Annotated in this window: 17 protein-coding genes and 1 pseudogene; 6 read left to right on the top strand and 12 right to left on the bottom strand. The window is 66.4% G+C overall.

What is annotated here, in order from left to right; translation table 11 throughout:
- The first annotated feature begins 32 nt into the window (after positions 1–32).
- On the top strand, positions 33–509 hold the full coding sequence (locus tag KPL76_RS08390) for a hypothetical protein (protein ID WP_216332241.1): 477 nt from the start codon (positions 33–35) through the stop codon (positions 507–509).
- A 210-nt stretch (positions 510–719) separates the two neighbouring features.
- Here the strand turns inward: KPL76_RS08390 and KPL76_RS08395 are convergent, their stop codons facing one another.
- From KPL76_RS08395 to KPL76_RS08425, 7 genes are all read right to left on the bottom strand, one after another.
- The gene (locus KPL76_RS08395; protein ID WP_216332243.1) at positions 720–1,763 is read right to left on the bottom strand and encodes a methionine synthase; all 1,044 of its coding nucleotides are present in this window, start codon (positions 1,761–1,763) and stop codon (positions 720–722) included.
- On the bottom strand, positions 1,760–2,776 hold the full coding sequence (locus tag KPL76_RS08400) for a DUF1852 domain-containing protein (protein ID WP_216332246.1): 1,017 nt from the start codon (positions 2,774–2,776) through the stop codon (positions 1,760–1,762). The genes KPL76_RS08395 and KPL76_RS08400 overlap by 4 nt, the downstream gene beginning before the upstream one ends.
- 93 nt (positions 2,777–2,869) lie before the next feature.
- Positions 2,870–3,823, bottom strand: coding sequence for a LysR family transcriptional regulator (locus KPL76_RS08405; protein WP_216332247.1), 954 nt, complete (start codon positions 3,821–3,823; stop codon positions 2,870–2,872).
- Between the two features lie 85 nt (positions 3,824–3,908).
- The gene (locus tag KPL76_RS08410) at positions 3,909–4,874 is read right to left on the bottom strand and encodes an aldose 1-epimerase family protein (RefSeq protein ID WP_216332254.1); all 966 of its coding nucleotides are present in this window, start codon (positions 4,872–4,874) and stop codon (positions 3,909–3,911) included.
- A 39-nt stretch (positions 4,875–4,913) separates the two neighbouring features.
- Positions 4,914–5,570 carry a FadR/GntR family transcriptional regulator gene (locus tag KPL76_RS08415; protein WP_216332256.1) on the bottom strand — a complete coding sequence of 219 codons (657 nt, stop codon included), beginning with the start codon at positions 5,568–5,570 and terminating at the stop codon, positions 4,914–4,916.
- A 65-nt stretch (positions 5,571–5,635) separates the two neighbouring features.
- Positions 5,636–6,136 carry a heme-degrading domain-containing protein gene (locus tag KPL76_RS08420; protein ID WP_216332264.1) on the bottom strand — a complete coding sequence of 167 codons (501 nt, stop codon included), beginning with the start codon at positions 6,134–6,136 and terminating at the stop codon, positions 5,636–5,638.
- On the bottom strand, positions 6,133–6,960 hold the full coding sequence (locus KPL76_RS08425; protein ID WP_216332266.1) for an aldo/keto reductase: 828 nt from the start codon (positions 6,958–6,960) through the stop codon (positions 6,133–6,135). The genes KPL76_RS08420 and KPL76_RS08425 overlap by 4 nt, the downstream gene beginning before the upstream one ends.
- A 134-nt stretch (positions 6,961–7,094) precedes the next feature.
- Between KPL76_RS08425 and KPL76_RS08430 the strand changes: the two genes are divergently transcribed.
- A complete protein-coding gene (locus KPL76_RS08430; RefSeq protein ID WP_216332268.1) occupies positions 7,095–7,424 on the top strand; it encodes a hypothetical protein in 330 nt (109 codons plus the stop codon).
- A gap of 89 nt (positions 7,425–7,513) precedes the next feature.
- Here the strand turns inward: KPL76_RS08430 and KPL76_RS14755 are convergent, their stop codons facing one another.
- The 4 genes and pseudogenes from KPL76_RS14755 to glp form a co-directional block, all read right to left on the bottom strand.
- A complete protein-coding gene (locus KPL76_RS14755) occupies positions 7,514–7,897 on the bottom strand; it encodes a molybdenum cofactor biosynthesis protein MoaE (RefSeq protein ID WP_253202227.1) in 384 nt (127 codons plus the stop codon).
- 202 nt (positions 7,898–8,099) lie between these two features.
- Positions 8,100–8,579, bottom strand: coding sequence for a molybdenum cofactor biosynthesis protein B (locus tag KPL76_RS08440; RefSeq protein WP_216332272.1), 480 nt, complete (start codon positions 8,577–8,579; stop codon positions 8,100–8,102).
- Between the two features lie 104 nt (positions 8,580–8,683).
- Positions 8,684–9,178 (bottom strand): annotated as a pseudogene (moaC, locus tag KPL76_RS08445) (cyclic pyranopterin monophosphate synthase MoaC); the annotation flags it as partial.
- Positions 9,171–10,505, bottom strand: a complete 1,335-nt coding sequence (gene glp / locus KPL76_RS08450; RefSeq protein ID WP_253201958.1) for a gephyrin-like molybdotransferase Glp — start codon at positions 10,503–10,505, stop codon at positions 9,171–9,173. The gene glp and the pseudogene moaC, both read right to left, overlap by 8 nt.
- A 134-nt stretch (positions 10,506–10,639) precedes the next feature.
- Between glp and moaA the strand changes: the two genes are divergently transcribed.
- Both moaA and KPL76_RS08460 read left to right on the top strand, forming a co-directional pair.
- Positions 10,640–11,758 (top strand): GTP 3',8-cyclase MoaA, encoded by a 1,119-nt coding sequence (moaA, locus tag KPL76_RS08455; RefSeq protein ID WP_216332284.1) that lies wholly within the window; start codon positions 10,640–10,642, stop codon positions 11,756–11,758.
- Positions 11,751–12,053 carry a MoaD/ThiS family protein gene (locus KPL76_RS08460; protein ID WP_216332286.1) on the top strand — a complete coding sequence of 101 codons (303 nt, stop codon included), beginning with the start codon at positions 11,751–11,753 and terminating at the stop codon, positions 12,051–12,053. Before moaA ends, KPL76_RS08460 begins: the two co-directional genes overlap by 8 nt.
- 173 nt (positions 12,054–12,226) lie before the next feature.
- On the opposite strand, the gene KPL76_RS08465 is transcribed toward KPL76_RS08460, so the two are convergent.
- Positions 12,227–13,564, bottom strand: coding sequence for a ThiF family adenylyltransferase (locus KPL76_RS08465; RefSeq protein WP_216332288.1), 1,338 nt, complete (start codon positions 13,562–13,564; stop codon positions 12,227–12,229).
- A 722-nt stretch (positions 13,565–14,286) separates the two neighbouring features.
- Between KPL76_RS08465 and KPL76_RS08470 the strand changes: the two genes are divergently transcribed.
- Positions 14,287–18,171 carry an AAA family ATPase gene (locus tag KPL76_RS08470; RefSeq protein ID WP_216332290.1) on the top strand — a complete coding sequence of 1,295 codons (3,885 nt, stop codon included), beginning with the start codon at positions 14,287–14,289 and terminating at the stop codon, positions 18,169–18,171.
- 54 nt (positions 18,172–18,225) lie between these two features.
- Complete coding sequence (gene ftsY / locus KPL76_RS08475; RefSeq protein WP_216332292.1) at positions 18,226–19,101, top strand: signal recognition particle-docking protein FtsY; 876 nt, start codon at positions 18,226–18,228, stop codon at positions 19,099–19,101.
- Positions 19,102–19,195 lie beyond the last annotated feature (94 nt).

Here is a 19,195-nt window from a genome sequence, read left to right on the forward strand (position 1 = left end):
CAAAGGCCGGATGGCTGGGTCTGCTCAAGCTGATGGCCGGTGATCACCCGGTTCTTATTCCTGATGTCGTTCACGACGAGGTGATCCGGGGATCGGAGCGGCACTCACACCTCTCGCTGGTCCTCGACGCAACAAAGTCCTGGATTTCGGTACGGCCGATCGTCGAATCAAGCGGCCTTGTAGCTTTTTCCAAATATCACTCATTCTTAGTAGGTGCGGATGGCGTCACGAACGTGGGCGAGTGCGGAGTGCTCGCCCTGAGCGAGACACTCCCAGGGACTGCGATTATCGATGACGGTGCTGCCCGGCGCGCGGGCGCTTCGCAAGGCGTCGATCTACGCGGCACCGTTGGGTTGCTTCTAGATGCCGTCCGCAATCATGGGCTGTCGAGAGACACGGCAGGAGCGGTTGCCGACGACATTCTCGCCAGCGACTACCGGTACCCATTTGAGGCAGGACGCTTCATCGGATGGGCGGTGGAGAACGGACACCTCGATTACGAGCAGTGAGGCGGAGCGCACTTCACCAAAGATCGAGGCTCGAATGGCCCAGTCGGCCGCCAACTTGGTTTGGAGTACAAGAACCCGATTGGCTCAGCATATGTAGTCGCAAGCGAGGGTGGCTCAAGAGGTCTCTGCTAACTTCGCCGAGAGCCGCCAGAACCTTGACCAGACTGCCCCTCGCCTCAGCGCGCGGTCGTCTCGCCGAAGGAAGCATTGCTACTCGGCCACCCGAGACTGGCCGAGTTCTGCTCGGATGATGTCAGCTCCTGCAGCGAGAGCGACCATCTTGTCTCGTGCAACCTGTCGGGGCAACGGCGCCATGCCGCAGTTCGTGCTCGGGTACAGCTTGTCGGCATCGACGAACTCGAGCGCGCTCCGAAGCGTGGCGGCCACTTCTTCAGGGGTCTCGGTCGTATTGCTGGCGACGTCGATGGCGCCGAGCATGACCTTCTTGCCCCGGATGATCTCGATCAACTCGAGCGGAACGTGAGAGTGCTGGCACTCCAACGAGACGATGTCGATGGTCGACTTCTGTAGCAGCGGGAACGATTCCTCGTACTGGCGCCATTCAGACCCGAGCGTCGCCTTCCAGTCGGTGTTGGCCTTGATGCCATAGCCGTAGCAGATGTGCACGGCGGTTTCACTGCTGAGGCCTTCGGCAGCCCGCTCCAGAGCCGCCACCCCCCAATCCTTCATTTCGTCGAAGAAGACGTTGAACGAGGGCTCGTCGAACTGGATGATGTCCACCCCTGCCGCGACGAGTTCTTTCGCTTCTTCGTTGAGAATCTTCGCGAACTCCCAGGCGAGCTTCTCGCGACTCTTGTAGTGACCGTCGTAGAGCGTGTCGATCATCGTCATGGGGCCAGGGAGGGCCCATTTGATGGGTTGATCGGTTTGCTGGCGCAAGAACTTCGCGTCTTCGACGAAAACGGGCCGCTCGCGGGTCACCGCACCGACGACGGTCGGCACGCTCGCGTCGTAACGATCGCGGATGCGGACCGTCTCGCGGTTTTCGAAGTCGACACCGCTGAGGTGTTCGATGAACGTGGTGACGAAATGCTGGCGAGTCTGTTCGCCGTCGCTCACGATGTCGATGCCGCTCAGAAGCTGTTCATGGGTCGCCAGGCCGAGCGCATCCTTCTTGGCCTCGATCAATTCCTCGCCGTGCAACTTCCAGGGCGACCAGAGTTTCTCCGGCTGTGCGAGCCAGGAGGGTTTGGGCAGACTTCCGACGATCGAGGTCGGTAACAGACGGTTCATGCTGCCTGAATCTCCGCGACTCGTCGGGCTTGTGGGGGGTAGCTCGCAGCCCACCGCTCGAGCACATCGTGGAACGGAATCATGAAGTGCTCTTCGGCAAGCTTGCCTTGCGTGATCGCCAGCTGGCTGCGCTCTTCGCGGTCGTAGGCTACGGGAACCGGCGAATAGTCTGGGTTCTCCAGTTTCGGTCGATAGATCTCTGGGGCCGGTGAATGGGCGTTGTAGATCTCTGGGCGATAGATCTTCTGGAACGCTTCCATAGTGCTGATGGTGCCGATGAGCTCCAGGTCGGAATAGTCGTTCGTGAGATCGCCGACGAAGTAGAACGCGAAGGGCGCCACGCTGCCTGGAGGCATGAAATACCGAACCTGAAGCCCCATCTTCGCGAAGTAGTGGTCGGTCAACGAGAGTGCATCCTGGTGATATTCGACGCCCAGCACAGGGTGGTGATTGCCAGTGCGACGATACGTTTCTTTGCTCGACACGCTGATGCAGATCACGGGCGGCTTCTCGAAGTGCTCGGCATAGGCATCAGAGTCGAGGAAATGTCTGAACAGCTTGCCGTGCAGGTCTCCGAAATCCTGTGGCACAGGGAGTGCAGATCCACTCGCACTGTGCCGCGGCAACAGCACGCTGAAATCGTAATCGCGAACGTACGACGAGAAGTTGTTTCCGACTATGCCGTGAACACGCTCACCGGTTCGATGGTCGACGATGCGGGTATCCAGGATCTCGATCAGCGGGAATGCTTCATGAGCGACGTCTGATGGGAGGTGCAGGTCGATGGAGACGATCTCAAGCTCGACCGAGTAGCGATCCCGGTTGGGATTGTCGAAGTGCGCGAGGTCGTTGAAGCGGTTGTCGATCATCCCCAAGGTGTAGCGAAGATTCTGTTGACGATCGTCGCCTCGTGCGAGGTTAGCGAAGTTCGTCGTGCTTCGGGAGCCATTCGACGGGGAATAATCTTCGTCGAAGCGCGTGGTGGTGATATCAAACGTGAGTTCGTTCGTCATGTGATCCGATGCCTTGTCTGAGAGATTCAAGATTAGGCACGATCGGCGGCCATAGCACCATCGAGATGAAGGATGCGCTGGCATAGGCGTTGCCTATGCCAGCAGTTCGACCCCGAAATCTCTGACGACATCGCGCAGCTGGGCGACGAAACCCCGTGCTTGATCTGTGAGTGGCACGGAGGTGTGCCCGATCCAGCCGATCTCGATGCGCTCGTCGACGTCGAGTGGCACAGCGGTGATCGACGGGTCGAGGTCGTCGGAGATGATGCCGGTGGAGATGGTGTAACCGCCGAGACCGATCATGAGATTGAAGATGGTGGCCCGGTCGCTCACCCTGATGTTCTGCTTCGACGAAAGGGTCGAGAGTATCTCTTCGGCGAAGTAGAACGAGTTGTTGGCCCCTTGGTCGAAGGTGAGCCGGGGCAGGTTTTCGAGGTCGGCGAGGGTGGCACGCTCGCGGTTGGCGAGCGGGTTCGTGCGCGCGACGAAGATATGCGGGGCGGCGAGGAACAGCGGATTGAAGGTGAGGCCCGATTCCCGGAGCAGTTTGTTGATGACGTTTCGGTTGAAGTCGTTGCGGTAGAGAACGCCGAGCTCGCTTCGGAGTGTGCGCACGTCTTCGATGATGTCCCAGGTGCGGGTCTCACGAAGAGTGAATTCGTACTCCGCCGCGTCTGAGGCGTTCACCATCCGCACGAAAGCGTCGACGACGAAGGAGTAGTGCTGTGCAGAGACGGCGAGGAGCCGGCGGGAACGCGGGCGCCCGAGGTAGCGCTGCTCGAGGAGCTCTGCCTGCTCGACGACCTGGCGAGCGTAGCCAAGGAACTCTGCGCCGTCTTCGGTAAGGGTGACCCCGCGTGCGGAGCGGGTGAAGAGGGTGCGACCGACGCGTGTCTCGAGGTCTTTCATTGCGGCGGACATGGTCGGCTGCGACACGAAGCTCAGGTCGGCGGCTGCGCTGATGGAGCCTTCTACGGCAACCTCGACGAAATACTTGAGCTGCAGCAGAGTGATGCCACTCGTTGTTCCGACGCCGCTGCGTGCCATAGCCACAGGCTATCGCAGTGCACGTCACGGGCGAGTCGGCTATCGCCTAGAACGTGGGGAATGCCCTGCGTTTCGCGGAGGTGGACTACGCGACGAAGTCGATTCCCCAGGAGCTGACCCAGCTGTCGCCGGGTGCGATCAAGCGCAGGCTCTCGCCCGAGTTGAGGGCGTCGGGTGGCGCGGTGGTCGGCTCGACCGTCACGGCCCAGCCGGGGCCGGCCTTCGTCGGGAAGACAGACGTTGTGAAGACCTGGGCCTGGCTGTAGTTCTCGTCGCCCCAGAGTTCGATGCGGCGGCCATCGGGTGCGGCGATGGTGTGCCGGTATCGCTGGTCTGTGTCGGGGGTCAGATCGAGGTAGGCCGTGTCGAGGTCGAGGTCACCCACCACTGCTCCCTGCGAGAGGTCGTACGGCGTGCCCGCGACAGGAGCCGTTCCGGTTGGGTTCAGCCGGTCATCCACCGTGACCCGCAAAGCCGCGAGCACGGTCACCGTGAGCTGCTCTGTGGGCACGTCTCCGATGCGAAAGTACGGGTGGGCTCCGATGGCGACCGGGGCGTCACGCTCGCCGACGTTGGTGATCGCGTGAGTGATGGTCAGCACCGATTCTGCCGCGCCGGCTGCAATGGATGCTGAACCGACGGTGAACGTGGTGTCGACCGTGAGCTCGAAGGGGTAGGCCTCCACCGGGCCGATCACACCGCGCAGCGTGATCGATGAGTCGCTCTGACGTACGACGGAATGCACGGTGTCGAAGAGGAACCCGTGCAGTGCGTTGCCGCGGTCGGGTTCGGTGATCGGCAGCTGGCGCTCGACACCGCCGTCGTTCCAGCGGCCGTCGCGCACCCGATTCGGCCAGGGAACGAGCATCCAGCCGGCGCAGAACGTCGGGTAGACGCTGGCGTCGAACCCCTCGATCAGTGACACGCCGTCGATCTCGAGAACGCGAAGCATGGCGCCGAGTTCAGTGACGACCGCCACGATACGACCGCCCTCACTTCGGAGTTCGAACTGCTGGCCCGTGGGGTGGGTCTGGTCTGAGAGTGCGTTCACCGGGTTTCCTTTTCTTCGAGCTGGCATGGTGTGCGGGGCTCAACTGAACTCAGCGAGCGTCGTGTCGGCGATCTCGGTCGCCAGACGCTCAGCAAGAGCGGCGTCGCGGGAGGCGATCGCTCGCGCCAGGCGAGTGTGCAGCGCGATACCGAGCGGCGTCGTGTCGATGACGAGCGGTTGCTTCGCGTCATCACGGGTGCGAAGCGCTGCGGTGACGACCAAGGCGAATTGGGCGATCACCTGGTTGCCGCTGCCCTCGAGCAGCAGCCGGTGGAACGCGGTGTCGGCCTCCAGAAACGCTTCGCCGTCGTTGGACTCGGCCGCGGCGGCCAATCGGTCGCTCAGATCAACCAATCCGCGAGCTGCCTCGTCGCTCGCGTGCAGTGCCGCGAGGCGCGCGGCGGTGGCTTCGACGCCGCGCCGAACCTGCAGCAGTTCGATCATCTGCTGCCGATAGTGTGATGACGCCCGCCAGCGGATGACCGCCGGGTTGAGCAGCGCCCAGGATCGTGCGTTGTTGACCTGCGTGCCCACTTTGGATCGAGCGCGAACCAACCCCAGGGCTCCCAGGGATCGCAGGGTCTCCCTCACCACGGTGCGCGAGACGCCGAATCGCTCGCGCACCGACTCGACGTTGAGAATGTCGTCTTCAGCGAGAATGCCAGCGACGATCTCCGAGCCCAGTACATCGAGCACGGTTGCGTGCAGCGACGATTTCGGCGCGGCGGCATCGGGCCCGCCGGGTTCGCCCGAAACCGCGTTCAGCTCGCTACCTGTGGCGCCGGCTCCAAGCCAAGGAACAGCGTCAGCGCGTCGACGATGAAGGCATGGTCAAGGTCATGTCGCAGGCCCGAGACCGCGATCGTGCCGACCAGGCCCGCCCCGGTCACGACGATCGGGAACCCGCCACCGCTGCCGGAGTACCGTTTCGGGTCCATCCACGGGGCGTCTTCGAGTGCGAAGGGCGGGTCAAGGACCGGGAACCGGAGCCCCACGGCGTAGCTGCTCGCCGCCCACTCGCGCACCGTGGCCTTCTTGCGCTCGATCCAGTGGGCGTTGTGGGCGGAGGTTCCCGGCAGCGCTGTGTAGAAGAGACGTTGCTCGCCTCGAGCGATGTCGATGACGATCGCGTGGCCGCGACTGACCGCGAGCTCGCGCATGAGCAAACCGAGCCGAAAAGCGTCGTCGTCGGTGAACGCGGGGAACACCAAGAGCTTCTCGTCGGCCTCGACCTGGGCGATGACCTCAGCTGCGGATTTCATCGGTTCGGGATGTCGAACGTCTCGATGTCCTCGCCGGTGCGCAAGCCCTCTTCGAGGGTCTCGATCGCGGTGAGGTCTGATTCCGTCAGCTCGATGGCGTCGACGCGGAGGTTTTCGGTGAGTCGGTCGACGGATGCCGACTTGGGCAGCACGACCCGGCCGCGGTCGAGGTGCCACTTCATGATCACCTGGGCAGGGCTGGCCCCCACTCGCTCGGCGATCTCGACGATGATCGGGGCGGTGAGGTCGGCTCCGCGGCCCAGTGGGCTGTAGGCCTCGACGGCGATCCCGTGCGTGCGGGTGAGGGCATCGAGCTCGGCCTGCTGGTAGGTCGGGTGCACCTCGATCTGGTGCACCGCGGGAATCACGTCGGCTCCGGCGAGCAGCCGGTCGAGGTACGGGAACTTGAAGTTCGAGACGCCGATCGCACGCACGGCGCCCTCCGCGTAGAGCTTCTCGAGCGCCTTCCACGTCTCTGCATACAACCGCTTCTGGGGAACCGGGAAGTGGATCAGGTACAGGTCGATGTAGTCGAGACCCAGCTTCTTGCGGCTGGTCTCGTAGGCGGCGAGAGCCTTCTCGTAGCCCTGGTCGGCATTCCACAGCTTCGTGGTGACGAAGATCTCGTCACGAGGGATGCCCGAGCTGATCACTCCGCTGCCGACGCCCTCCTCGTTCTGGTAGCCGGCCGCGGTGTCGATGTGGCGATAGCCGACGGCGAGGGCTGCTTCGGTCATCCGCTGCGCGTCGGCCGGCGGAATCTGGAAGACGCCATACCCGATCTGGGGGATCGTCACGCCGTTGTTGAGGGTGATTGCACTCATGGAGCCTCCGCTATCAGTATTACTAATGCTTGCGGAATCGACTCTAGTCCACCAATCCAGAATCTCGGCTACGCTGCCCGGGAACCGACGAGACACTCCAACTCACCGATCGACCACAGAAAGAAGGACGTTCCATGAATCACGTCGTCTCCTACGCCGAGACCACCGAGATCCCGTACCCCGAGCTCACGGTCTTCGCCTACTCGAGTGGCGACGACTTCGCCAGCGCCTCGATGATCACCGTCGAGGGCTCTCACCCGCGCATTCTCTCGACGCACTCAGGCCGGGTGTACCTCGTTGTCGAGGGAACGGGGTGGTTCGAGGTCGACGGAACTACGAAAGCGGTCACTGCGAAAGACGTCGTGTTCCTGCCCAAGAACACGCCGTACTCCTACGGCGGCCAGATGGAACTCTTTCTCGTGCACGCCCCCGGCTACCTGGCTGAGGGCGACGTTCACCTGTAGTCAGCACGGCTCGTCAGAGCCTGACACCACGTCTTACATCTCGGTCAGGTGCTGCGCCTGTGATCTGCTGACGGAGAGACGGGCTCGCGCTACCCCGCACCTACCCACTCGAACGTGCCGTCGGTGAACCACTGTTCCTTCCAGATGGGTACCCGGTCTTTCACGGCGTCGACCAGTTCGCCGCACGCAGCGAAGGCCTCCGAGCGGTGAGCCGCAGAGACCGCACAGGCGAGGGCGATGTCGCCGATGGCCAGGTTGCCGATGCGATGGGCCACGGCGATGCGGGTCCCGGGGTACGCAGCCGCGACGTCGTTTGCGACCTCGCGCATGACTTCGCCGGCGTTCGGGTGTGCCGAATAGCTGAGGCGTGTGACGGGTTTGCCGTGGTCGTGGTTGCGCACCACTCCGCTGAAGGTCACGACGGCCCCTGCTTCGTCACTTGCGACGTTCTCGGCGCACCATTCGACGGTGATGCCGACATCGCTGACGTACGCGAACGCGACCTGGCCCGTGGCGCTGCGGTCGTCGAGCTCGAAGCCACCGATAGTCTCGCCCGATGCGCTAGCCGCGGCCTCGGCGCCGCTCTTCTCTGAACCGCTGGCACCAGCAATCGACTCACTCGGCACCGCCCCGGTTGGCCCCACATCGTCGGGCCCGAAGACGTACGAATCAGAATCAGCGGGCATGGTCTCCACCTCTCAGCTGGTCGATCATGTGGTCGAGAACCTCGTCGAGCAGCGCCAGACCATCGGCCACACCACCACGCGAGCCGGGCAGGTTCACCACGATCGTCGACCCGGCAACCCCTGCGACCCCGCGCGACAACAGGGCGCTCGCGACCTTCAGCGAGCCTCGACGGCGCAGTTCCTCCGAGAACCCCGGTATCTCGTAGTCCAGCAGCGCGCGGGTCTGGTCTGGCGTGCGGTCTGCAGGGTGGATGCCCGTTCCGCCGCTCGTGACGAGCAGCGTGGGTGCGGCGGCGAGCAGCCGCTGCAGAGCCGGGGTCACCCCGGGGCCGTCGGCGACGACAAGCGGTGGTGCCGCCGAGCATCCACGCGCCGCTGCCCACGCGGCGATGAGCGGGCCGGTGAGGTCGTCGTAGACCCCAGACGCCGCCCGGGTCGACACGATGAGGATGGCAACGGTGTCAGTCACTGCGCGACCGTTCCGGGCTGATGAGCCGTTTCGTGCGTATGAGCCGGTTCTGTCTGGCTCGCCAGATCGCGCGGGGCAGCCGATTGACCGTTGACCCCGTCTTCGCGCACCCAGTCGCCGCTCTTGCCGCCGCTCTTGGCGAGCACGGCGATGTCGGTGATGCTGGCCGTCTTGTCGACGGCCTTGATCATGTCGTAGAGCGTGAGCGCGGCGATCGACGCGGCCGTCAGCGCCTCCATCTCGACGCCGGTCACGCCCGTCGTCTTGACCATCGACCGGATGATGACCCGATCGTGCTCGGCAGTGAAATCGATCGTCGCACCCGACAGCGGCAGGGGGTGGCAGAGGGGAATGAGGTTCGAGGTCTGCTTCGCGCCGAGAATGCCGGCGACGCGCGCGGTGGCCAGTGCCTCGCCCTTGGGGAGGTCGCCGGCCAGCAGGAGGGCGATCACGTCGGGCCGGGTGTTGAGCGTCGCCGTGGCGTGGGCGATACGTTTGGTGACCGCCTTGTCGGTGACGTCGACCATGAGCACCGCTCCGTCGGGCCGAACGTGCGTGAGCCGATCGCCGTCGACCCCGGGCGTGAGTTCGTCAGTCATCGATTCTCCAGACCATCACCGGGTCGCCGGCGTCGAGGTGGGCGACGTCGGCGGGAATGTGCACGAGCGCATTCGACGACGCGTACGAGTGCAGGAGGTGCGAGCTGGGGCCGCCGACCAGGGTCACTGTGCCGTCGTCATCGACGAATCCGCGGCGGATCTGGTGCACGCCGAGGGGTGAGTCGACGGCCTCGGCGGTCATAGCGAGCTCTCTGAGGCGCTCGGCCGGGTTCTGCCCGGCGAGCCGGCGCAGCGGCGCGCGCAGGAACATCTCGAACGTGACCAGGGCACTGACGGGGTTGCCCGGCATGCAGATGACCGGGCGCACGAAGGCCACGTCTGTTGCGGCGGCAGGGATGGCCGCGAGACCGAATCCCTGGGGGCCGCCGGGTTGCATGGCGACCTTGCCGAACACCACGCCGAGGGGTGTCAGCGCGTCGCGCACCACTTCGCGGGCGCCGGCGCTCACGCCTCCGATGGTCACAACGATGTCGGCCCAGGCCGCGTGCTCTGCGAGGATGCCCAGCAGCACCTCGGCGTCGTCAGACCGGCACGGCACAGCACGCACTTCGCACCCGGTCTCGATGATCGCCAGGCTCAGCGCCACACTGTTCGAGTCGAAGATCTGCCCAGGCTCGAGCGCGGTTCCGGCGTCGCGGATCTCGTGCCCTGTGGAGACGAGGAGCACCCGGATGCGCGGCAGCACCTGCACTTCTCGAAGCCCCGTGCCGGCGATGACTCCGAGTTGCGCGGGCCCGAGCGAGGATCCGGACCGAAGCAGCACGTCGCCCGCCGTCACGTCGCTTCCGGCTTTGCGGATGAACGCGCCTGGCGTCACGGGCTCGACGAATTCGACGTTCACGCTGGGCGCGACCTCGTCTGTCGCGTGCCTGCCACCCTGGGGCAGGTGCTCGGGGAACCGCGGCGGCACTGCCTGCTCGATCGGCACGACAGCGTCTGCGCCCGGCGGCACCGGGGCGCCGGTCATGATGGGTGCCGCGGTGCCGGGTGTGAGCACGCCTGCCGGGTCACCTGCGGCGATCTGCCCTGCGACCGTGAGTTTCACCGGGTTCTCGCCCGACGCGGTCACCAGGTCGAACCACGAAACGGCGTAGCCGTCCATCTGCGAGTTGTCGAACCCGGGCAGATCGGTGGGGGAGAGCACGTCGGCGGCCAGGATGCGCCCCTGGTAGTCTCCCGGCCGGGCAGCGAGTGCGTCGGCAGAGACACGAAGCGGTTCGGATGCCCGGGCGGAGCGACCCGCGGCAAGGGGCCCGAGCAGCGCGTCGATGGCGTCACGGTGTTCATCAATCGTGCGGCGGATCACAGCACCATCCTGCCTCACTCTGCCGGGAGCTGTCTGCCCACTTGACGGCCCCGACGCATTCGGCTTGGTGCACTCGCTGCAGGCGCCTCAAACCGGAGAGGCACGTCGGCCGGAATACCACTTAGGCTTGGTCAATGACCGTGATGCTCGGAGTGCCGCAGGTGAGGGTTCGCCCGGGCGAGCCGCAGAGCGCCCAGCAGATCGCCCAGTTCGGGGTGCGACCGGCATCGTCGTCTGTTCCCGGGCTGCTCGACAGCTACGGCCGGGTCGCCACCGACCTCCGCATCTCCCTCACAGACAAGTGCAACCTGCGCTGCACCTATTGCATGCCGGCAGAGGGCCTGCCTTTTCTCCCCACTCCCAAGCTCATGCAGCGCGACGAGATCGTGAGGCTTGCGCGCCTCGCGACAGAGCGGCTCGGCGTTCGGCAGGTGCGCTTCACGGGCGGTGAACCACTTCTTCGCGGCGACCTGGTCGACATCATCCGTGACGTTTCAGCACTGGATGCCCGCCCGGAGGTCTCGCTCACCACCAACGCCATCGGGCTGGCCGGGCGCGCGACCGCGCTCGCCGACGCGGGCCTCGACCGGGTGAACGTGTCGCTCGACTCGATCTGTGCTGAGACGTTCGCCACGATCACCAGGCGCCCCTTTCTCACCAAGGTGCTCGCAGGCATCGACGCGCTGGGTGCGGCGGGCATCCATCACACCAAGATCAACGCGGTGCTCATTCCCGGCATCAACGACACCGAGGGCCCCGAGCTGCTCGAGTGGGCGCTCGCCGGCGGGCACCAGCTGCGGTTCATCGAGCAGATGCCGCTCGACGCCGACCACATCTGGGATCGCGACGTGATGATCACGGCCGAGGAGATGCGCCGCCGACTCTCGGAGCGTTACGACCTGACGCCCGACGAAGCTCCGCGCGACGGCGCGCCGGCCGAGCTGTACCAGGTGCGTTTGCGCGGCGCGGCAGCCGATTCACCCTCGCTCGGAACCGTGGGCATCATCGCCTCTGTCACCGAGGCCTTCTGCGAAGACTGCCGCCGCACCCGGCTCACCGCCGAGGGTGGGGTGCGCAGCTGCCTCTTCTCGCACACCGAGATCGACCTGCTCGGCCCGATGCGGGCCGGTGCCGACGACGACACGGTCGCCGACCTCTGGCGTGCGGCGATGTGGGCGAAACCCTCCGGCCACGGAATGAACCAGGCTGGCTTCCAGCAGCCCGACCGACCGATGAGTGCCATCGGTGGCTGAGCTCACGCAGGTCACGCAGGTCTCTGAGTCTGCTGCCACCGGCACTGCTGGCGTCACCGTGCGCTATTTCGCCGCGGCAAAAGCGGCAGCCGGTCTCGGCGAAGAGGTGCGCCCACTGCCCGGCTCGGGCCCCGGATGCTCGATCCAGGCCCTGCTCGACAGCACCCCGTTCGGCTCGGCTCCCGTCTTCGCGCGCAGCACTTTTCTGCTGAACGGTGTCACGACCACCGATCGCGAGGCCCTCGTGCACCCCGGCGACACCCTCGACGTTCTGCCCCCTTTCGCCGGCGGCTGAGTCAGGGCAGCCCGCTGCTTGACTGACCCTGCGAGTCCAAGCCCGACCGCGTGCCCGCCACTGATTCCGGCGGCGAGTATCGAACCTCGCGGCATTGGTTGATTGTCGTCGCCTGCCGCCTGAGCCCCAGCTGGATGCTCCCGGCCGTGACTATCTCAGGCGTGGCACCTGGTTCAGTAGCGCGGCAGCTCGGGGTCGATCGTCGTCGCCCACGCATCGATGCCGCCCTCGACAAAGGTCACATCGGTGTAGCCCGACTGCAACATGACCTCGCGGGCATAGCGCGACCGGGTGTCGTGGTGGCAGTGCAGCAGAACTCGCTCGCCCATGAGGAGCTCCCGTGCGTGGTCGGAAAGCAGGGTCGACATCGGGAGCAGGACCGCGCCGTCGATGGCCACGAGTTCGTGCTCCCATTCCTCCCGCACGTCGACGAGCACGAAGTCGTCAGCGCCTGCGCTTCGGGCCGCGAGTCGCTCGGCGAGCTGGGCAACCGTGATCGAGGGCGTCGCGTCCGCCGGGTTCGAGGCGGGAGCTGGAGATGCGCGATGCGTGTCCGAGCCAGAGGCGGAGCGAGGTTCTGAAGGTGAGCCGGTGCCCGAGCGGGTGCCCGAGCCGGAAGCCGATTTAGGGGCTAAGGCAGTGCTAGATGCAGAGGCAGAGACCGCGCCCGAGCCTGAGGACGCGGCAAGGGCTGAGACCGAGGCTTGGGTCGCAGCGGGTGCCTGGGCCTGGGCTGTGGCGTGGGGCTCGGCGGCACGAAACGGTACCTGCGTCTGTGAGCCGTCGAGGGCATCCACCACCAGAACGCGGCCGAGCATCGGCTCACCGAATCCGGCGATCAGCTTGAGGGCTTCGGTGGCCATGGCGGCACCGATCGTCGCGCAGAGCGGCCCGAGCACGCCGGCAACTGAACACGATTCGAGTTCATCATCGGCCGGTGGCGAAGGGTAGAGGTCGCGAAGTGTGACACTGTCACCCCGGGCATCCTGCCAGAACACCGACATCTGCCCGTCGAACCGCAGCACCGAACCCCAGATGTAGGGCATGCCCAGCAGGGCTGCCTCGTCATTCGCCAGGTATCGCGTGCTGAAATTGTCGGTGCCGTCGATCACCAGATCGTATCCCGCAAGAATCACGGCCGCGTTCCCCACATCGAGCCGAACCTCGTGCAGCTCTACCTGCACGAGCGGGTTGAGTCGCTCAATCGCCGCGCGCGCCGAGCGGGCCTTCGACGTGCCGACCACCGCGGCCGAATGGATGATCTGCCGCTGCAGGTTCGAAACATCGACGGTGTCATCATCCACAACGCCGATCGTGCCGACCCCTGCGCCGGCGAGATACAGCAGAACCGGCGACCCGAGCCCACCCGCGCCGAGCACCAGCACCCGCGCACCCTTGAGCCGTCGCTGGCCCTCGAGGCCGATCTGCGGCAGTCGGATCTGGCGGGAATACCGCTCGAGTTCGTCGGGGGTGAGCTCGGGCCCGGGGGCGACGAGCGGTCTGCGTGCCATAACCCCCAACCCTAACCCCGCGGTGCCTGCCCGAGCCGGCTCGGGGCTCGACCGAGCCCGTACGCGTGCGCAACCGAACCGGCGCGGGGGCGCCACCCGTTCGTCCACGCGCGACATCGCGTGCAGTCTGCACGTGGCACCGCGTGTGGACGAACGGGTGGACGACTGGGCGGCAGAACGGGTGGCAGGTGGCCACCGGGAGACTGCTCGACTCGCTACCCTCAGCAGCCCACACCCGCCGCCGCGACCGCCGTGCCCCACGAGCCCGAACCGCCCACTCCCGCCGCCGCGACCGGCCGCCCCTAACTCCGCGGTGCCAGCCCGAACCGGCTCGGAGGCGCGACCGATTCGGCGCGGGGGCGCTGCTCGTTCGTCCCCACGCGACATCACGTGCAGACTGCACGTGGCACCGCGTGTGGACGAACGGGTGGACGGGCGGGCGGCAGAACGGGCGGCAGAACGGGTGGCAGGTGGCCACCGGGAGACAGCACGACTCGCTACCCTCAGCAGCCCAGACCCGCCGCCGCGACCGCCGTGCCCCACGAGCCCGAACCGCCCACACCCGCCGCCGCGCCCGCCCAGACCCACCGCTCGCCCCACTGCCTCGTCCGGCCCCGACCCGCCCACTCCCGCCGCGCCGCCGCGTCACAGGGCCGAAGAACCGGCAGGGTTGGGTACCGTAGAGCCAGCAGCATGACGAGAGCTACACGAGAGGGTCGCCGGTGTACCTGAAGAGCCTGACCCTCAAGGGGTTCAAGTCCTTCGCTCAGCCGACCACATTCGCCTTCGAGACCGGCGTCACCTGCGTGATCGGGCCGAACGGCTCCGGCAAGAGCAACGTTGTGGATGCCCTGGCCTGGGTCATGGGTGAACAGGGTGTCAAGACCCTCCGCGGCGGCAAGATGGAAGATGTCATCTTCGCCGGCACCTCCACCCGGGGCCCGCTCGGCCGCGCCGAAGTCATCCTCACGATCGACAACGCCGACGGCGCGCTGCCGATCGACTACTCCGAGGTGACGATCAGCCGCACCCTGTTCCGCAACGGCGGCAGCGAGTACGCCATCAATGGCGACTCCTGCCGGCTGCTCGACGTGCAGGAGCTGCTGAGCGACTCCGGTCTCGGCCGAGAGATGCACGTGATCGTCGGGCAGGGGCAACTCGACGCGGTGCTGCACGCCACCCCCGAGGGGCGGCGTGGTTTCATCGAGGAGGCCGCGGGCATCCTGAAGCATCGCCGCCGCAAGGAGAAGACGCAGCGCAAGCTCGAGGCGATGCAGGCGAACCTCACCAGGCTGAGCGATCTTGCCGGCGAGATCCGCAGGCAGCTCAAGCCGCTGGGCCGGCAGGCGGAGGTCGCCAAGGAAGCCCAGGGCATCGCCTCGATCGTTCGGGATGCCCGCGCCCGCCTCCTGGCAGACGAAGTGGTCACGCTGCGAGCCGCCCTCGACGACCACTCCCGAAGCGAGAACGAACGGCGCACCGAACGGATCGTTCTGCAGGAGCGCCTCGAGCAGAACCAGTTGCGCATCAATCGCATCGAGCAGGCGCAGGTGGGCGATGCTGTCGACCTCGCCCGGCGCACGGCGTTCGGGCTCGAGTCTGTGCAGGAACGGCTGCGTGGCCTCTATACGCTCGCCAACCAGCGGCTCGCGCTGCTCGGCTCCGAAGCGGAGACGGCCTCGAACGGGCCCGGGGTGACCGCGAGCATGATCGCTGACGCGCAGGAGGAGGCCGAGCGCCTCGCCGAACGGTTGGCTGCGGCCGAACAGGGGTGGCGCGATGCCGGTGCCGCGACCCTGGCTATGCGGCAGTCGCTTGACGCCGTGGACGAGCAGATCGCCGTTCAGAGCGCGCTCGTGTCGAAACACGATCTCGAGATCTCGAAACTCACCGGCCAGCTCGAGTCGGCGAATTCGCGGCTCGCTGCCGTTCGCGGCGAAGACCTGCGCCAGCAGAACGCCCTCGACGCGGCGTTCGAGCGCCGGGGCCGCCTGCAGCTCGAGTTCGCTGCCCTCGACGCTGAGGCAACGACGACCGACGAGGGCGCGACCGATCTCGACGAGGCGTACGAGTTCGCGCAGGCCGCGGTGTTCGAGGCCGAGGCCGAGATCGAACAGCTTCGGGATGCCCTGCACACGCTCGAGCGCGAGCGAGACGCTCTGGCGGGCAAGACGAGCGCGCTGTCGATGGCGCTCGGGCAGAAAGACGGCTCGAGTGAGCTCGCCGGGTCGGGTTTGCCGGGCATCCGGGGCCTCGTGGCGGAGCACGTGCAGGTGACGCCGGGGTTCGAGGCCGCGATTGCGGCGGCGCTGGGTTCGCTGGCCGACGGGGTGCTTGCTGACACGGCTGAGGCGGCGTTCGACGCCCTTGCCTCGGCCCGCGATGCTGACATGGGCCGCGTGGAGGTCATCATCGCTGCGGCATCTGCGGCTGCGGCCTCGGGCAGTTCACGTGAGGCCACTGCGCCGAAGCGAGACGCGCCTGCCGGGCGCAGTTCGGCGCAGCAGGCTCACGGCGCAGAGGCCGGCGAACTGCCGGGCGTGGGGCTCGTATGGGCGGTCGACGTTGTGCGGGCACCCGACGGAGTACGGGCGATCCTGGCACTGACGCTCATCGCCGACGACCTCGAGTCTGCGCGGGCCGCGTGGCGAGCCGGTGGTGAGGCCGCTGCCAACGCGTCGGTGCGTGACGGCGACGGCGACGGCGACGGTGACGATGTCCGTGGTGAGGCCGCTGCGCCGAAAAGCGGCAGCTCTGCCGCGCTCACTTCGGCGCAGACGACTCACCCTGCGGGCCAGCACGCGCATGGCAGCAAGGGCTTCGGCCCGCTCACGATCATCACGAAGAGCGGCGACGTGCTCACCGAGTACGTGCTCCGCGGCGGCTCTGGCGCGAAGCGCTCGCGGCTCGAACTCGTGGCTGAGCGCGACTCGGCGGCGACCCGCCTCGAGACCGTGAAGACGGAGATCGACCGCGCCCGCGAGGCGCTGGCCGAGCAGCGATCCATTCTCCAGAACGCCAAGCAGCAGTCGACGAACGCGCTCTCAGCACTGCGCGAGTTCGATTCGCGCCTCGCCGCGCAGGCCGAACGGCTCTCTCGCTTGAAAGCGCAGGTCGACGCCAGCCACAGCGAGTTTGAGCGCCTCGAGCGCTCGCGTGCCGCCGCGAAGGAGACCGTGGCAACCGCGCTGGCAGCGGCAGAGAAGGCGCGCGCCGAACTCGATGCTATGCGCTCGCGGCCCCGGCCCATTCTCGACGTGAGTTCGCGTGACGACCTGTTCGGCGCACTCGAGGCCGCCCGCGAGGCTGAGATCGAAGCGCGGCTGTCGCTCGAGACGGCGCGCGAGCGTCTGCGGGCCGAACTCGCCCGGGTGACCGAGCTCGAACGCCAGAGGGTGGCTGAGCGCGCCGCGGCCGAGGAGGCCGCGCGCCGGGCCGTGATCCGTCGCAGGCAGGTCGAATCGGCGACAGCCGTGGTGACGGCGTTGCCCGAAGTTCTCGACTCCGTCGACCGCTCCGTCACCGTGGCGCGGCTCGAACTCGCCCAGCGCGAGGCCGAGCGCGCTGAGCAGAACGCAGAGCTGACCGAGTTGCGCCGCGAGGAATCAGGGCTACGCGAGCGACTCCAGGGCATCACCGAGAACGTGCACGGCCTCGAACTGCAGATCTACGAGAAGAAGCTGCACCTGTCGAGTGTGCTCGAGCGCGTCGGCTCAGAGCTCGGACTCGTCGAGGCCGACCTGGTGGCGGAGTACGGGCCCGACGAACCCATTCCAGTCGATGGGGTGGGGGCAGACAGACGTCCCGGCGCCGCATCCACCGCCAAGATTGTTCCCGCCGACGGCGATTCGACCGCCAGGGCCGCATTCGACGGGGTGCCGGACGGGCAGGACGCGAACAGCAGCGCTTCCGGCGATGAAGCGTGTGCCGGGCATCCGACCGTTCCCTTCAACCGTGACGAGCAGAAGCGCCGCCTGGCCAAAGCCGAACGGATGCTCGCCGAGCTCGGCCGCGTGAACCCCCTTGCACTCGAAGAGTTCGACGCGTTGGAGCAGCGCCACAAGTTCCTCACCGAACAGCTCACCGACCTCACGAACACGCGCAAAGACCTGCTGACGATCATCGACGAGATCGACGACAAGATGAAGTACATCTTCGAGAGCGCCTTCAACGACACGAAGGCGGCGTTCGCCGAGGTGTTCCCCGTGCTCTTCCCGGGCGGAACCGGCAGCATCTCGCTCACAGACCCCGGTGACCTGCTGACGACGGGTGTCGAGGTCTCGGTGAAGCCCGCGGGCAAGAAGATCGAACGCCTGTCGCTGCTCTCGGGTGGGGAGCGCTCGCTCGCCGCAGTCGCGCTGCTCATCGCCATCTTCAAGGCGCGCCCCAGCCCGTTCTACATCATGGACGAGGTCGAAGCGGCCCTCGACGACGCCAACCTCGGCCGTCTGCTGACCATCTTCCAAGACCTGCGTGAGACCTCCCAACTCATCGTCATCACCCACCAGAAACGCACGATGGAGATCGCCGATGCGCTCTACGGTGTCTCGATGCGGCACGACGGGGTGTCGGCCGTGATCGGCCAGCGGGTGAAAGACTCCGCCTGACCCCAGCTCACAGAGGGGGCAGCGTCGACCACGCCCGCACCATAGGCTTGTCGCATGGCTGAACGCACTCCCTGGTCGCTTTCCGGAGCCCTTCGCGGCATGTTCGCGAAACGCACGATCGACGCCGAGACCTGGGACGACCTCGAAACCGCCCTCATCACGGCCGACTTCGGCATCGACGTGACCGACCAGATCGTCGACGACCTGCGGGCCAAGGTCGCCCGGTACAGCACCACAGACCCCAAAGACCTGCAGCGGATGCTCCGCGAAACCCTCGAGGAACGCTTCTCCAAACTCGACTCCACCTTGAAGCTCACCGAGCGCCCGGCGGTCGTGCTCGTCGTCGGCGTCAACGGAGTCGGCAAGACCACGACCATCGGCAAGTTCGCGAAGTTCCTCGCGAACTACAACCGCAGCGTGGTCGTCGGTGCGGCCGACACCTTCCGCGCCGCGGCCGTAGAGCAGGTCGCCACCTGGGCTGAGCGGGCAGGCGCGCAGATCGTGAGGCCGCAGCAGGAGGGGCAGGACCCTGCTTCGGTCGCCTTCCAGACCGTCGACTTCGCGAAGCGCAACAACATCGAGATCGCCATCATCGACACCGCCGGCCGCCTGCAGACCAAGGGTGGGCTGATGGATGAGCTCACCAAGATCCGCCGGGTCATCGAGAAGCAGGCCCCCGTGTCGGAGGTGCTGCTCGTGCTCGACGCGACAACGGGCCAGAACGGCCTGCTGCAGGCCGAGGCGTTCATCCAGCACGCCGGCGTGACCGGGCTCGTGCTGACGAAGCTCGACGGCTCGGCCAAGGCCGGCTTCGTGCTCGCGGTGCAGGAGCGCACGGGCATCCCGATCAAGCTCATCGGCCAGGGCGAGGGCATCAACGACCTCACCGGGTTCACGCCGCACGTCTTCGTGCAGAACCTGATTGGCTGAAGCAAGCGGTCGGGAGCCTCTGCCGGGCATCCGTTCGCCGGGGGCGTGCGCTCGCGAGGCTGTTTTCGCAGCGAGGGCCCGGCGGGAGCGGTTA

This window comes from Subtercola sp. PAMC28395 (genome assembly GCF_018889995.1).
Taxonomy (GTDB): Bacteria; Actinomycetota; Actinomycetes; order Actinomycetales; family Microbacteriaceae; genus Subtercola.

What these genes read in the sequence shown, in the direction of transcription:
- KPL76_RS08390 (WP_216332241.1), top strand. Translation starts at nt 33, where the DNA reads ATGGCCGGTGATCACCCGGTTCTTATTCCTGATGTCGTTCACGACGAG.
- KPL76_RS08395 (WP_216332243.1), bottom strand. Translation starts at nt 1,763, where the DNA reads ATGAACCGTCTGTTACCGACCTCGATCGTCGGAAGTCTGCCCAAACCC.
- KPL76_RS08400 (WP_216332246.1), bottom strand. Translation starts at nt 2,776, where the DNA reads ATGACGAACGAACTCACGTTTGATATCACCACCACGCGCTTCGACGAA.
- KPL76_RS08405 (WP_216332247.1), bottom strand. Translation starts at nt 3,823, where the DNA reads ATGGCACGCAGCGGCGTCGGAACAACGAGTGGCATCACTCTGCTGCAG.
- KPL76_RS08420 (WP_216332264.1), bottom strand. Translation starts at nt 6,136, where the DNA reads ATGAAATCCGCAGCTGAGGTCATCGCCCAGGTCGAGGCCGACGAGAAG.
- KPL76_RS08425 (WP_216332266.1), bottom strand. Translation starts at nt 6,960, where the DNA reads ATGAGTGCAATCACCCTCAACAACGGCGTGACGATCCCCCAGATCGGG.
- KPL76_RS08430 (WP_216332268.1), top strand. Translation starts at nt 7,095, where the DNA reads ATGAATCACGTCGTCTCCTACGCCGAGACCACCGAGATCCCGTACCCC.
- moaA (WP_216332284.1), top strand. Translation starts at nt 10,640, where the DNA reads ATGACCGTGATGCTCGGAGTGCCGCAGGTGAGGGTTCGCCCGGGCGAG.
- KPL76_RS08465 (WP_216332288.1), bottom strand. Translation starts at nt 13,564, where the DNA reads ATGGCACGCAGACCGCTCGTCGCCCCCGGGCCCGAGCTCACCCCCGAC.
- ftsY (WP_216332292.1), top strand. Translation starts at nt 18,226, where the DNA reads ATGGCTGAACGCACTCCCTGGTCGCTTTCCGGAGCCCTTCGCGGCATG.